At 70.4% G+C, this 12977-nt stretch carries 12 protein-coding genes; 8 read left to right on the top strand and 4 right to left on the bottom strand.

The window, feature by feature from the left end:
* Together B9S57_RS23565 and B9S57_RS23560 are read right to left on the bottom strand one after the other, a co-directional pair.
* Positions 1-923: aromatase/cyclase (locus tag B9S57_RS23565; RefSeq protein WP_103517596.1), on the bottom strand; the 923-nt coding region annotated here is incomplete at its 3' end.
* Positions 924-1204: 281 nt separating this feature from the next.
* Positions 1205-1897: an antibiotic biosynthesis monooxygenase gene (locus B9S57_RS23560; RefSeq protein WP_103517595.1), complete on the bottom strand. Its 693-nt coding sequence runs from the start codon at positions 1895-1897 to the stop codon at positions 1205-1207.
* Between the two features lie 230 nt (positions 1898-2127).
* On the opposite strand from B9S57_RS23560, the gene B9S57_RS23555 reads away from it, so the two are divergent.
* The 3 genes from B9S57_RS23555 to B9S57_RS23545 are packed head-to-tail and all read left to right on the top strand — an operon-like array spanning position 2128 to position 4473.
* Entirely contained in the window at positions 2128-2571 is a 444-nt protein-coding gene (locus B9S57_RS23555; protein ID WP_103517594.1) for a nuclear transport factor 2 family protein, read from the top strand.
* Entirely contained in the window at positions 2568-3920 is a 1353-nt protein-coding gene (locus B9S57_RS23550; RefSeq protein WP_103517593.1) for a cation:proton antiporter, read from the top strand. Before B9S57_RS23555 ends, B9S57_RS23550 begins: the two co-directional genes overlap by 4 nt.
* A gap of 13 nt (positions 3921-3933) precedes the next feature.
* Positions 3934-4473, top strand: coding sequence for a flavin reductase family protein (locus tag B9S57_RS23545; protein WP_258036529.1), 540 nt, complete (start codon positions 3934-3936; stop codon positions 4471-4473).
* A 32-nt stretch (positions 4474-4505) separates the two neighbouring features.
* Here the strand turns inward: B9S57_RS23545 and B9S57_RS23540 are convergent, their stop codons facing one another.
* Positions 4506-4928 carry a helix-turn-helix domain-containing protein gene (locus B9S57_RS23540; protein WP_103517591.1) on the bottom strand — a complete coding sequence of 141 codons (423 nt, stop codon included), beginning with the start codon at positions 4926-4928 and terminating at the stop codon, positions 4506-4508.
* Between the two features lie 248 nt (positions 4929-5176).
* Between B9S57_RS23540 and B9S57_RS23535 the strand changes: the two genes are divergently transcribed.
* From B9S57_RS23535 to B9S57_RS23515, 5 genes are all read left to right on the top strand, one after another.
* Positions 5177-6661, top strand: a complete 1485-nt coding sequence (locus B9S57_RS23535; RefSeq protein ID WP_103517590.1) for an MFS transporter — start codon at positions 5177-5179, stop codon at positions 6659-6661.
* Between the two features lie 15 nt (positions 6662-6676).
* Complete coding sequence (locus tag B9S57_RS23530; protein WP_103517589.1) at positions 6677-7081, top strand: pyridoxamine 5'-phosphate oxidase family protein; 405 nt, start codon at positions 6677-6679, stop codon at positions 7079-7081.
* 197 nt (positions 7082-7278) lie between these two features.
* Positions 7279-8754, top strand: a complete 1476-nt coding sequence (locus tag B9S57_RS23525) for an FAD-dependent monooxygenase (RefSeq protein WP_103517588.1) — start codon at positions 7279-7281, stop codon at positions 8752-8754.
* 57 nt (positions 8755-8811) lie between these two features.
* Positions 8812-10527, top strand: a complete 1716-nt coding sequence (locus B9S57_RS23520) for an NAD(P)/FAD-dependent oxidoreductase (RefSeq protein WP_103517587.1) — start codon at positions 8812-8814, stop codon at positions 10525-10527.
* 189 nt (positions 10528-10716) lie between these two features.
* Positions 10717-12243 (top strand): FAD-dependent oxidoreductase, encoded by a 1527-nt coding sequence (locus tag B9S57_RS23515; protein ID WP_103517586.1) that lies wholly within the window; start codon positions 10717-10719, stop codon positions 12241-12243.
* 64 nt (positions 12244-12307) lie between these two features.
* Here B9S57_RS23515 and B9S57_RS23510 read toward each other — a convergent pair whose 3' ends face one another.
* Positions 12308-12922 carry a TIGR03086 family metal-binding protein gene (locus B9S57_RS23510; protein ID WP_103517585.1) on the bottom strand — a complete coding sequence of 205 codons (615 nt, stop codon included), beginning with the start codon at positions 12920-12922 and terminating at the stop codon, positions 12308-12310.
* Positions 12923-12977 lie beyond the last annotated feature (55 nt).

Below are 12977 nucleotides of genomic sequence, written 5' to 3'. Positions count from 1 at the left end.
TTGGCGTGGTTGAGGGTGGCGGTGCTGTTGGTGGAGAGGGCGGTGTGGACGTAGGTGCGGGCGTCTTGGGTGGTGGCGTCGGGGCCGAGGATGCGGGTGATGTTGTCGGTGTTGAGGGTGACGGTGTGCTGGGAGGTGGCGGTGGTGCCGGTGTCGGTGTCGGTGAAGGTCCACAGGCCGGTGTGGAGGGTCATGAGGGCGGGGAGGGTGGTCTGTTTGTAGGCGATCCTGTGGTGGGGGAAGGTGACGCGGTGGGAGGTGGTGGTGTGGGTGCTGCCGTCCTTGGCGCGGGTGTCCATGGTGAGGGTCTGGAGGCCGGGGGTGTCCTCGGTGAGGTGGACGGTCGCGACGTGGGGGAGGCGTTCGGGCCAGAGTCCGGCTTCGTTGACGAAGTCGTAGGCGTCCTTGGCGGAGCCGTTGATGTGGACGGTGTCCTCGAAGGAGAAGGTGACGTCGTCGGTGGCGTGGGCCCGCTCGACGTTCTCCTTCAACGCCGCCAGCTCCGCCGCGGCACCGTTCCCTACCTCCGTGCCGGCCCGGTCCAGCTCCGCCGCGTCGCCCCCGACGACCTCGAACTCGTGCAGCAGCCGTATCCGGGCGGAGCTCTCCCCGAGGGGTTCGACGACCCATGCGCCGCCCAGCGACGACAAGGGCGCCTCGACGTGCAACCGTTGGAAGTTGACCCGCAGTTCGGCGTCCTGGACGATACGGCGCAGTCTCCTGGACCGCGGCGGACCGCCGTCGGCGGCCTCCCAGACGCGCAGCAGCTGCTCGCCTTCCGGGGCGTCGTCGTGGGCGACGTGGACGGTGTCGGGGAAGACCCGCGGCCAGTTCTCCACGTCGGCGATGAGCCGGTGGACGGTGGCGGCGGGTACCGCCACGGTGATCTCGTGCGCCGTCCGGCGCACGCCCGCTTGCTTCATGTGCGGACTCCTGGTCCTCGAAGGGTGCGGGGAGCGCGGGGGCAGGATTCGCCGCACGGGGCCGTGTCCGTCGCCGCGTCGACACGTGACAACGGCACGGCCCGGGGGGAACCGGCGCCCGCTCCGCCCGCGAGGGGGCATCTCTGTGTGCGGGCGGGCCGGAACCGGGACCGCCGCTGCCGGTCGGTCCCGGCAGCGGCAGTGCGGCGGTCTCGCTCAGGCCCGCCCGAGGGGTACGTCTGCGTGCGCGCACCCGGCCGGCGTACCGGCCGGGCGTGCCGTCACTCGCCTGCGGCGCGGGTGTGGACGACGCGGTAGGTGTTGGAGTCCTGCCAGGTGGAGAGTGCGGCGACGCGGGCGTCGACCTTCTGCCGCTCCGGGGCGCGGTCCGCCTCCGGCGCGTTGCGGAAGGCGTCGTACGCCTCCTTGCTGTCCCACTGCGAGTAGGAGACGACGAACTTGCCCTCGATGCCACGGGCGCGCAGACCGCGCAGCACGGTGTGCGTGCGGTAGCCCGGGACGTCCTGGAGCCACTCCTGGGAGGTGCCCAGCGCGTCGACGAGGTCCTCCTGCTCCTCCTCGGACACGCCGAACAGCTCGATGGCGGTGTAGTCGTCACGGTCCGGGGAGATCTCGGTGCCGTCGAGGCCCGGCTTCGACTGGGTGAAGGCGATCTCGTTCTGCAGCAGCCGGATCGAGGTGGTGATCTCGCCGAACAGCGGCAGGGTGCGGTGCTTGAACTCCTCGCCGGCGTAGCGGGCTTCGAGGTCCTCGGTGCTGTTCCACTGGATGAAGTTGGCGGTGCCCGGCTTGTCCTCGCCCGCGTGGACGGTGCTGGAGATCCAGCCCTGGTAGGCGGCCGAGTCGACGATCTCGCGCATGGCGGCGAGGAGCTTGACCTGCTTCTCGGGGGCGTCGGTCGAGAACAGGTTGAGGACAGTCAGGTGCTGACCGTCTGCTGCAATCTTCGGCATTCTCTTCTCTTCCATTCGAGGAAAGGGATCTGCGAACGGCCATAAACACTCGGGCCGGGTGTTCCCGTCAGAGCCTGGCAGGAGAAAAGGGAACGGGGAAAGGTCTCACCCGTCATGATTCGGCGCGGTTCTGTCAAGTTTCCGGTGCGGGCTCAAAATCTTCCGCATATTCGTCAGGTCTCTGAAAAGCGGCCTTGGCCCGTGATCGGAGCGGCGGCCATGCTCGGGCAATGCATCCAGGCCAGGCAATAGCCGACATACGTACGCTGCTTGACCGGTATCTCATCGGTCTCGACGACGAGGAACTGGACGACGCGTGGGCCGCGGCGCTGTTCACCCGTGATGCGCGGGTCGAGTTCCCCATGAGCGGTCACAAGGGCCTCGAAGGGCTCGCCGCGTACCACCGTGACTCGCTCGCGGCCTTCGCCGCCACTCAGCACCTGGGATCCGCCGCGGTGGTGGACCTCGCGGGGGAGGGGCACGCGGTACTGCGCGCCAACCTCGTCTCGACGCATGTGCACCACCCCGGCTCCGCCGGCCGGCCGCTGTTCACCGCCGGCACGCTGGCGACGGGTGAGGCGCGGCTGACCGGCGACGGCTGGCGGCTGGCTGCCCTGTCGTTCCGGGTCCTGTGGACCGACGGGGCTCCGCCCGCCCCGCAGGAGTCCCCGTGACCACCCTGGCGGCCGGCGGCGTCGAGGAGTCGACTCTCGCGATGCTGCTGCTCGGCATCGGCGTGGTGCTGCTGGCCGGCGCCCTGCTCGGCCGGCTCGCCCAACGGCTCCGGCAGCCCGCGGTGGTCGGTGAGATCACCGCGGGCATCCTGCTGGGGCCGAGCGTGCTGGGGCTGCTGCCGGGCGGTCTGCCCGAGCGCCTCTTCCCGGCCGAGGTGCGTCCGCTGCTGTCGGCGGTGGCGCAGGTCGGCCTGGTCCTCTTCATGTTCGTGGTCGGCTGGGAGTTCGAGAAGCGCCTGGTCCGTCCGCACGCCGGCCTCGCGGCCGGCGTCTCGCTGTCCTCCATCGTCCTGTCGTTCGGCCTGGGTGTCGCGCTCGCGCCGGTGCTCTACGACGAGCACGCGACCGTGGCCGGCAAGGAGATCTCGTTCGTCGCCTTCGCCACCTTCCTCGGGACGGCCATGTCGGTCACCGCCTTCCCGGTGCTGGCCCGGATCCTCACCGAGAACCGGCTCCTGGACACCCGGGTCGGTTCCCTGTCCCTGGCCAGCGCCGCCGTCGACGACATCCTCGCCTGGTGCCTGCTCGCGTACGTCTCCGCGCTCGTCACCTCGGACGGCGACTACTCGCAGCTCGGGCGGATCGGCCTGCTCAGCGTCGGCTACGTGGCACTGATGTTCCTGGTCGTCCGGCCGCTGGTGGCGCGCATGGTGTGGCGATGGGCCGCGGCGGAGCGCTGGCCGACGCTGCTGGCGGTCCTGTCCGCCGGGGCGCTCGGATCGGCGGTGCTGACCACGTGGATCGGCATCCACGCGATCTTCGGGGCGTTCCTCTTCGGCTTCGTGATGCCGCGTGAGCCCGCCCGTCTGCTGACCGAGCACCTGCGCAAGCCGATGAGCAACGTGAGCACGATCCTGCTTCCCGTCTTCTTCATCGTGACCGGTCTCGGTGTGAACCTCGGTGCGCTGACGCGGACCGACTACGCGGGCCTGGCCCTCATCATCGCCGTGGCCTGCGCGGGCAAGCTGATCGGCGCCATCGTGCCCGCCCGGCTCGCCGGCTTCTCGTGGCGGGACGCCAAGGACCTGGGGCTGCTCATGAACACCCGCGGCCTGACCGAACTGATCATCCTCGACGCGGCCGTCAGCCTCGGCGTCCTGGACGGGCGCATGTTCACCATGCTGGTGATCATGGCGCTGGTCACGACGGCGATGGTGGGCCCGCTGCTGTCCCGGCCCGTTCCGCCCCCCGCCGGATCCGTCCCGCACGGGGCGCAGGAGGGGCCGGACGTACCGGAGGAGCGGCGCGTGCCGGAGGCCGCCGCACATCTCATCACCCCACGCACCTGAGAGAGGGCATGTCGTGATTCCTGTTCAGTCAGCACCTACGAAGGACCCGGCCCCGGTCGACGGGCGAGCGCTGCGCGACGTGTGCGGAAACTTCGCCACCGGTGTCACCGTCATCACCTCCGGTGCCGGGCAGGACGCCTCCGGCACCACGGTGAACTCCTTCACCTCGGTCTCGCTGGAACCGCCGCTGGTGCTCATCTGCCTGCACCGCGCCTCCCGGCTGCTGCCGGTGGTCCGGGATTCGGGCGGCTTCGTGGTCAACTTCCTCACCCAGCACCAGCAGAGCGTGGCCTGGGCGTTCGCCGGCCGTGCCTCCGCCCGCATGGACGAGGTGGTCCACCACCGCTCGGCGGCCGGACTGCCGGTCCTCAGCGAGGCGCTGGCCTTCCTGGACTGCCGTCTGATCACCGAGTACGACGGCGGCGACCACGCCATCCTGCTGGGCGAGGTCGTCGGGCTCGGCGCACCCGCCGCCGAGGAGGATCCGCTGATCTTCTTCCAGGGATCCATGCGGGAGCTGGACGGCGACGCGGCAGCCGTACGGTCGGCGTGACGGCCCTGCGACCCGCTTCCCGGCCAGTCGGCTCAGTGGCCGCGGGAAGCGGCCTCCTCCGCGCCGTCGAACTCCTGCCGTGCCTGCTCGACGCGCGGCAGGTTGTCCGCGGACCAGTCCGCGAGGTGGGCGAAGAGCGGCGCCAGGCTGCTTCCGAGTGCGCTGATCTCGTACTCCACCCTGGGGGGCACCTCGGGGTGGTAGGTGCGCACCACCAGCCCGTCGCGTTCCATCTGCCGCAGGCGCTGGGTGAGCACCTTGGGTGTGATGGTGCCGATGTTGCGCTGCAGCACGACGAAGCGCTGGCGGCCGAAGGCGTGGAGCGTCCACAGGATCGGTGTCGTCCACCGGCTGAAGACGATGTCGAGCACCGGAGCGATCGGGCACGCCTGCTCCGAGGTCACTCCGTGCGCGGGGCCGGCCCCGGCGCCCGGCAGGGCGGTGCTGGTGTTCATGCGAACCCTCCAGGTAGTCACTTTCCTCTAGGTACCTACTTTACCCAGGATGCTAGCTTCCTGGAAGACGCCGCAGAGCACCGCCGTCAACGGCCGTCAGCCTTGCCGTTCCTCTCCCCGCGCCACCGGGCTCCACCCCCGGCTCCACAGGCCCCACCCGGTTCAGAGGCTCCACCCCGGCTCCACCCGCTTCATCCGCTTCACCGCAGTCCCGTCCCCAGATCCGTTCCGCGTTCCGAGGAGTTGTCATGTCAGTCCAAGAGTCCCCGAGCACGCCCGCCAAGCCGGCGGGCGGGCCCGCCCACCGGCCCGGCCTCATCCTGGCCTTCCTCTGCCTCGCCGGCTTCATGACGTTCCTCGACGTGTCGATCGTGAACGTCGCCCTGCCCACCATCGAGGACGAGCTCCACATCTCCCAGACGGCTCTGCAGTACGTCGTCACCACGTACGGCATGCTGCTCGGCGGCTTCCTCCTGCTGACCGGCCGGCTCGCCGACACCCTCGGCCGCCGCCGGATGCTCCAGACCGGCCTGGTCCTCTTCGCCGTGGCCTCGCTGCTCGCGGGTCTGGCGCAGAACTCCGCCATGCTGATCGGCGCACGCGGTGCACAGGGTCTGGCCGCCGCGTTCATGGCCACCGCCGCACTCAGCCTGCTGACCAACAACTTCGAGGAGGGCCCGGCGCGCAACAAGGCGCTCGGCGTCTGGGGCGCGCTCAGCGGCGTCGCCGCCGTCGCCGGTGTCACCCTGGGCGGGCTGCTCACCGACGGGCCGGGCTGGCGCTGGATCTTCTTCCTCAACGTGCCGATCGGCGTCATCGGTGCCCTGGTCGCCCCGATGATCGTCGGTGAGAGCCGTGCCGCCGAGCGCACCCGCAGCTTCGACGTCGCGGGCGCCGTCGTCCTCACCGCAGGTCTGATCCTGCTGATCTTCACCCTCGGCCAGACCGTCGACGACTCCGACGTCCCCATGGGCCGCATCTACGGCGGGTTCGCCCTCTCCGCCCTGCTGCTGGTCGGCTTCCTGTTCATCGAGCGCCGCGCCAAGGCTCCGCTGATGCCGCTCGGCGTCTTCCGCCGCCCGTCCCTGCGCGCCGCCAACGTCATCGCCATCCTGCTCCTCGGCACCTGCGTCAGCCTCTTCTTCTTCGCCAGCCTCTTCATGCAGCAGGTGCTCGACTACTCGGCGATCACCACCGGTCTCGCCTACGTCCCCCTCGCCCTGACCACCGCGGTCGGCGCGGGCATCGCCTCCCAGGTCGTCACCAAGGTCGCCGCCAAGCCCGTCCTGATGACCGGTCTCACCCTGGTCGGCACCGGCATGCTGCTGCTGTGGAGGGCACCGTCCGACGCGGCCTACCTCGTCGACCTGCTGCCCGCGTTCATCATCTGCGGCCTCGGCCTGGGCGCCTCCTTCGTGCCGCTCCAGATCTCCGCCTTCGCCGGCTCCGAGGAGCACGAGTCGGGTCTGGCCGCCGGCCTCATCAACACCTCCCAGGAGATCGGCGGCGCCCTCGGCCTCGCCGTCGCCGCCACCTACGCCTTCCGCCGGATCGACGAGCTGGAGGCGCAGACCGAGGGCCACCCGGAACTGGTCGACCAGGCCCGCACCACGGTCTTCCACGACGCCTTCCTCATCAGCGCCGGCTTCGCCGCGGCCGCCCTCCTGGTCACCCTGGTGCTGCTGCCGCTGACCAGGGCCAAGGACCAGCCGGCCGGCGTCCCGGCCCACTGAGGAACGGAACATCCCATGGCACCGACACAGACACCCCTGCCCGCACTGTCCGCCGAGGCCGAGGCGTTCCTCGCCGAGAACCACCTGTGCACCTTCACCACCCTCCGTCCCGACGGCAGCCCCCACACGGCTCCGGTGCGCTTCACCTGGGACAAGGAATCGGGCCTGGCACGCGTCATGACCGCGGTGACACGGCGCAAGGCCAGGAATGTGCTGGCCGCGCCGGGCAGCCGGGTGTCGGTCTGCCAGATGGCCGGCTGGCGCTGGATCACCCTGGAGGGCACGGCCACGGTCTCCACCGAGCCCGCCCGGGTCGCGGAGGGCGTGCGCCTCTACACCAAGAGGTTCTGGTCGCCGCCGCCCCGTCCGCCGGGCCTGGCCGTCGTCGAGATCCGGGTCGACCGGGTCCTCGGCGGCTGAGGCCGGGACACGAGAGACGAGAGGGTGCCGGAAGCAGAGCTTCCGGCACCCTCTCGCGTCTCCCCGAAGCTGCGCCGGAGCACCTCCTGACACACATACCGGAGATCTGACGAACTTGTCAGAGCCCTGTACCGGAGACCGTTCAGCTTCACCCGTCCCGTCGGAATACTGAAGAAAACACCAGCGGGAGAGGGAAGATGGACGACTTGAATGCCGATGTAATTGTTGCCGGAGCGGGTCCCGCGGGACTCATGCTCGCCGGCGAGCTCCGCCTCTCGGGGCTTTCCGTCATCGTGCTCGACCAGCTCACCACGCCCATGCAGCAGTCGCGCGCCCTGGGATTCTCCGCCCGCACCATCGAGGAATTCGGCCAGCGCGGCCTGCTCGAGGAATTCGGCGAGCTGGACACCATTCCCGGTGGCCACTTCGGCGGCCTCCCCATCGACTACCGGATCATCGAGGGCGGCAACTTCGGCGTACGAGGCGTTCCGCAGTCCCGTACCGAGGCCATCCTCCACACCTGGGCCACGGGCCTGGGCGCCGAGATACGCCGCGGCTACAAGGTCGTGGGCATGACGGAGGGCGAGGACGGCGTCGAGGTCGAGGCCGAAGGCCCCGACGGTGCCGAACTCCTGCGCGCCGCCTACCTGGTGGGCTGTGACGGTGCCCGCAGCATCGTCCGTCGCCTGGCCGGCATCGACTTCCCCGGCAGCAACGCCACCATCGAGATGAAGATGGCCGACGTGACCGGCGTGCCGCTCCGGATCCGCCCGACCGGCGAGGTCGGCGACGCCGGCATGGTCGTGGTCCTCCCGCTCGGGCCGCACGCCACCCGCGTCGTCGTCTTCGAGCGCGGCGCCGGGGTCCGACCGACCCAGGAGCCGCCCACCTTCCAGGAGGTGGCCGAGTCCTTCCAGCGGGTCACCGGTGAGGACATCACCGGCGCCACCCCGCTGTGGACCAGCTACTTCACCGACGCGAGCCGGCACGCCGCCGCGTACCGCAAGGGCCGGGTCTTCCTCGCGGGCGACGCCGCCCACATCCACCTGCCCATCGGTGCCCAGGGCATCAGCGCCGCCGTCGGCGACGTGGTCAACCTCGGCTGGAAGCTCGCGGCGGTGGTCAAGGGCCAGGCGCCGGACGCGCTGCTGGACACCTACCACGCCGAGCGGCACCCGGTCGGCGGCATGATCGTCGCCAACACCCTGGTGCAGCGCTCCCTCTACCTCGGCGGACCCGAGATGCAGCCGCTGCGCGACATCTTCGCCGAGCTCGTCAAGATCGAGGACGTACGGCGCCACCTCGTCGGCCTGGTCACGGGCCTGGACATCACCTACGGCGCCGCCCCCGGCGATCACCCGCTTCTCGGCCGCCGCCTCCCCGACCAGGAACTTCTCGTCGGGGACGAGAAGTCGACCACGTACGCGCTGCTCCACCGCGGGCGTCCGGTCCTGCTCGACCTGCACGACAGTGCCGCACTGCGCGCGGCCGCGGCCGGCTGGGCGGACCGCGTCGACGTCGTCACCGCGACCCGCGCCGACGCGGACGCCCCCGCCGCGAGCCTGCTGGTCCGCCCCGACGGTTATGTCGCCTGGGTGAGCACGGACGGCGCCCCCGGCGGCCTCGAGGAGTCCCTGACCACCTGGTTCGGCGAGCCCCAGTCCGCCGCCTGATCCCCACCGGCCCGGCGCCGTGCGCGCCCGTCGAATCGAGAAAGAAGGAGTGCGGTCTTGTCCACCAAGGATCAGGCAGTCAAGGCTCAGGCAGCGAAAGAGGCCCCAGGGGCCGGCGAACGGAACGAGTGCGACGTCCTGATCCTGGGGTCGGGCCTCGCGGGCTCCATCACCGGCGCCATCCTGGCCCGCCAGGGCGCGAACGTAGCCCTCATCGACGCCGGCCAGCACCCGCGGTTCTCCATCGGTGAGTCGCAGAACCCGCAGCTCGTCGAGTGGCTGCACATCCTCGCCGCACGCTACGACGTGCCCGAGATCAAGCACATGCTGGACATCAAGGCGATCACCGAGAACATGGGGCCGCACCACGGCCGCAAGCAGAGCTTCGGCTTCGTCTCGCACCGGAAGAACCGCGAGCCGGACCCGCGCGAGGCCAACATGTTCGTGATCCCCAAGATGCTGACGGAGGCCATCCACCTCTACCGGCAGGACACCGACTCGTACTACCTCAACGTCGCCGCGAAGTACGGTTGCACGCTCCGCCAGAACTGGCGCGCCACCGACCTGGACTTCGACGACGACGGAGTCACCGTCACGGGAGCCAACGGCGAGGTCTTCCGGGCGAAGTACCTCATCGACGCGAGCGGCTTCCGCTCCCCGCTCGCGGAGAAGTTCGCCCTCCGCGACAACCCGCCCCGGCACAAGCACCACGCCCGGTCGCTGTTCACCCACTACGTGGGCGTCAAGCCGTACGACGACGTGTGCAACTACCCCGACGCCCTGCGCCCGCCCGCCGAGTCGCCCTTCCACGGCGGCACCCTCCACCACCTCATCGAGCGCGGCTGGTTCTGGATCATCCCGTTCGACAACTACAAGGACTCCAAGAACCCGGTCTGCAGCGTCGGCCTGACCTTCGACGAGCGGCTGTACCCCAAGCCGACGGACATGACGCCCGACGAGGAGTTCAACCACTACCTCGACATGTACCCGGCGGTGAAGCGCCAGTTCGACGGCGCCAAGCGGGTGCGTGAGTGGGTCTCCACCGACCGGATCCAGTACTCCTCCAAGCAGACCGTCGGCGACCGCTGGTGCCTGATGTCCCACGCCGCCGGCTTCATCGACCCGCTCTTCTCCCGCGGTCTGTCCAACACGTTCGAGGTGGTCGACGCCCTCGCCTGGCGCGTGCTGGACGCCCTGCGCGAGGACGACTTCACGGCGGAGCGCTTCGAGTACGTGGAGCGGCTGGAGCAGGGCCTGCTGGAGTACAACGACAAGATCGTCAACAGCTCCTACATAGCCTTCAGCCACTTCCGTCTCTGGAACGCGGTCTTCCGGGTGTGGGCCTGCTTCACCACCCCGGCCACCATGCGCCAGATCCAGGCCCGTCAGAGCTTCGAACTGGACGGCGACGACCGGCACTTCAAGGAGATGGAGAACTCCCCCTACACGGGGCTGTGGTGGCCGGACAGCCACGCCTTCAAGCACCTCTTCGACATCACGGCCGAGACCTGCGAGCGGTACGAGGCCGGGGAGATGGACGGGGACAAGGCGGCCGACATCGTCTTCGAGGCGATCCGGAACTGCGAGTCGGTCAACACGCCGTTCGGCTGGAAGGGCCCGGAGGACCTGCGGTTCTTCCGCGCCACGACCCCCACGATGATGAAGTTCATGTGGTGGGCGAGCACCTCGGGCCCCAAGGAGATGCGCGACCTCGGGCGCTCCATGCTCAAGGGCGTCGTCAAGCAGGGCATGCGCGGCCGCAAGGTCTCCTGACCCGCCTTCCCCCTGGTACGCGGCGCCGGTGCCACCGGCTCTCCGGGGGGTGTCCGCACCACGCGGGCGCCCCCGGCCCTTCCCTCCCCCCGCGGGCAGGGGAGCCGGGGCCCGGCGCCGCCCCCCACGCGCGTCACCTCTCCCGCGCGTACGTCACTTCTCCTCGACCACCTCGACCATGGGACACCCGTGATCACTCGCAGAGCACTTCTCGGTGCGGGCACGGCCGTCGCCGGCCTGGCCGCCCTGCCCAGCACGTCCGTCGCCGCGAGCGCCGGCAGCGGATCGGTTCCCTGGGCCCGGCTCGCCCGTAATCTCAAGGGCACGCTGGTGCTGCCCGCCGACGCGTCCTACGGCGTGGCCAGGCAGCTGGAACTCGCACAGTTCGACGCGGTGGCGCCCAAGGCGGTCGCCTACTGCACCGGGCCGGCCGACGTCTCCGTCGCGCTCCGGTTCGCCCAGGACCACTGTGTGCCCGCCGCCGTCCGCAGCGGCGGCCACAGCTTCGGCGGCTACTCCACGACGCCGGGCCTGATCATCGACGTCTCCCGGATCAACGCGATCGCCGTCGGCGACGGCACGGTGAGCGTCGGACCAGGCGCCAGGAACGTGGACATCCTGAACGCCCTCGCCCCGCACGGCCTGGTGGTCAGCGAGGGTGGCTGCCCGACCGTCGCGACCGGCGGCTTCGTGCAGGGCGGCGGCTTCGGCTTCCTGACCCGGTCCACGGGCATGGCCTGCGACGCCCTCACGTCGGCGGAGGTGGTCCTGGCCGACGGCCGGGTGGTGACCGCCTCCCCGACCCGGCACAGCGACCTGTTCTGGGCGCTGCGCGGAGGCGGCGGCGGCAACTTCGGCGTCGTCACCCGCTTCACCCTCACCCCGCACGTCGGTGACCAGATAGCCATGGCCAACCTCATCTTCCCGTACGACCGCGCGGCGGACGTCCTGGACGCGGCCACCCGGTGGCTGGTGGACGCGCCCCGCACGATCGGCGGCGGCGGCTACGTCGTCCAGCCGGACGCCGCCCCGGGTTCGGTGCCGAACGTCAACATCATGCTGGCCTCCCGTGGCACCCCGGCGGAACTCGCCTCGGAGACGGCCAGGCTGCTGTCCATGACGGGCGCGCCCGCGGCCCGCCAGGAGGCCGTCATGACCTATCAGCAGCTGATGATGATGGTCTTCGGCTGCGGCACGCTCAGCCAGGACGAGTGCCAGCGCTCGGAGAAGACGCCCACCGGTGTCCTGACCCGGCCCGAGTTCGGGCTGGAGCGGACCAGGATGGGCAGCACGCCGTACTCCGGGAGCGGCTGGGCCGACGTGATGACGGCCTTCGACGCCGACCGGGCGGCCGGCCAGTCCCGCTACCTCGATCTGCACTTCTTCGGCGGAGCGGCCAACGACCTCGCCAGGACCGACACGGCCTACGTGCACCGCGACTCGCTGTTCTCGGTGAACTACCGGGCGCTGATCAACGATCCGCAGCAGAACACCGCCGCGGCCAGGGACGCCGCCACCCGCTGGGTGGACAACGGATTCGCGGTCATCGATCCGCTGTCCAACGGCGAGACGTACCAGAACTGGATGGACCCGTCCCTGACGGACTGGAAGCAGTCGTACTACGCCGAGAACTACGCGCGGCTGGCCAGGGTCAAGTCGTCGTACGACTGTCACCGGTTCTTCTCCTTCGCCCAGGGCGTCGGATCGACCGGCTGACCCGGCCCGCGCCGGAACAGGAAGGGGCCGCCGTCACCGGACGGCGGCCCCGGTCCTGAGCGGGTCAGGGCCTGCGGCCGTACCAGCCCACCAGCTTGTCGATGTCGGGAGCGTCCTCGTGCACCTCCACCACCGGGCCGAACGGGACCTGGCCGCCGCGCGGTTCGGCCGGTACGGCGCGCCGCATGACCGCCAGCGGGGCGGCCAGCATCTCCGGGTCCCACTGCGGGCTCTGGGCCGTGGCCTTGGCGATGTCCCAGAGGTGCAGCACGAATTCGTTCGTGTAGATCACCGAGGCGACCGCTCCGGGGACGGGGCCCCAGGGCAGGGCGATCTGCCGGCCGAGGACCGCCGGGTCGGACCAGACGGCGTCGAACTCCTTGGCGGCTCCGGTCCAGGCGTCGGCCCACGCGCCGTCGGCGATGTCGTCGGCGAGGTTCGGGACGCTCATGAAGGAGCCTCCGCCGCCGAGCACGGTGACGCGCCGCAGGACCGACACCAGGTGGTTGGACAGGTCCCGGACCGAGTACTCCGGACACGGGGTGCCCTGGTCGTACTGGTCGGGGCGGATGGCGGCAAGGACCGAGGGGGCCAGCCCGACGGCCTTGAAGAGGCCACCTCGGGGGTCGGCGGGCGGACGGGCGGCAGAGGTGCCGGAAGCATGCGAGGTATCAGTCATAGCTTCATCTTCCCCATGAAACAGGTCACCTCATGGACTATTAGAAAGAGAGGGG

It is taken from the genome of Streptomyces sp. SM10 (genome assembly GCF_002910915.1).
Taxonomy (GTDB): domain Bacteria; phylum Actinomycetota; class Actinomycetes; order Streptomycetales; family Streptomycetaceae; genus Streptomyces.
Note: the sequence above shows the minus strand (reverse complement) of the source record. Positions and strands in the feature narration are given on the sequence as shown.

Bases quoted from the DNA above. Each gene is read 5' to 3' on its own strand.
- B9S57_RS23560 (WP_103517595.1), bottom strand. From the start codon at position 1,897: ATGCCGAAGATTGCAGCAGACGGTCAGCACCTGACTGTCCTCAACCTG.
- B9S57_RS23555 (WP_103517594.1), top strand. From the start codon at position 2,128: ATGCATCCAGGCCAGGCAATAGCCGACATACGTACGCTGCTTGACCGG.
- B9S57_RS23540 (WP_103517591.1), bottom strand. From the start codon at position 4,928: ATGAACACCAGCACCGCCCTGCCGGGCGCCGGGGCCGGCCCCGCGCAC.
- B9S57_RS23535 (WP_103517590.1), top strand. From the start codon at position 5,177: ATGTCAGTCCAAGAGTCCCCGAGCACGCCCGCCAAGCCGGCGGGCGGG.
- B9S57_RS23530 (WP_103517589.1), top strand. From the start codon at position 6,677: ATGGCACCGACACAGACACCCCTGCCCGCACTGTCCGCCGAGGCCGAG.
- B9S57_RS23525 (WP_103517588.1), top strand. From the start codon at position 7,279: ATGGACGACTTGAATGCCGATGTAATTGTTGCCGGAGCGGGTCCCGCG.
- B9S57_RS23510 (WP_103517585.1), bottom strand. From the start codon at position 12,922: ATGACTGATACCTCGCATGCTTCCGGCACCTCTGCCGCCCGTCCGCCC.